Here is a 621-nt window from a genome sequence, read left to right as displayed (position 1 = left end):
GGTGGCTTCTTGGCTGCGGCGCAAGATGGTCGCGGCGTGGTCTTGGTCGGGGTCGCTGAGCGCTTCGTGGGCGGCCAGGGCCAGGTCGCCGGCGCTGGCGTAGCGGTCGGCGGGTTTCTTGGCCATCCCGCGGGCGATCACCGCATCGAAAGCCTTGGGAATCCCGGGCCGCAACGCGGTCGGCTGAGGAATCGGATCCATCATGTGCGCGGTGACGAGGACACTGACGCTGTCGGCCCGATACGGCGGTGAGCCGGTGAGGCATTCGTAGAGCACGCAGGCCAGGGCGTAGATGTCGGCGCGGTAGGTGACTTCGGCGTTGGAAAAGCGTTCCGGGGCCATGTATTTCCACGTCCCGACCGCGGTGCCCAACTGGGTGAGCTTTTCATCGGTGGTCGCGCTGGCGATGCCGAAGTCCACCAGATAGGCGAAATCATCGCGGGTGACCAGAATGTTTTGCGGTTTGACGTCGCGGTGCATCACCCCGGCGGCATGGGCGGCATCCAACGCCGAGGCGATCTGGGTGATGATGGCCACCGCGCGCGGTGGGGCCAGCGGGCCGAAGCGTTTGAGCACGCTGTCTAAGTCGGTGCCCTCGACCAGGCGCATCTCCAAGAACAT

General features: G+C 65.9%; 1 protein-coding gene. It reads right to left on the bottom strand.

Annotated features, from left to right (window positions below; translation table 11 throughout):
- On the bottom strand, window positions 1–621 hold a 621-nt coding region (locus A5691_RS12355), incomplete at both ends, for a serine/threonine-protein kinase (protein ID WP_156734784.1).

The organism is Mycobacterium sp. E183 (assembly GCF_001667735.1).
In the GTDB taxonomy this organism is placed as follows: Bacteria; Actinomycetota; Actinomycetes; order Mycobacteriales; family Mycobacteriaceae; genus Mycobacterium.
Note: the sequence above shows the minus strand (reverse complement) of the source record. Positions and strands in the feature narration are given on the sequence as shown.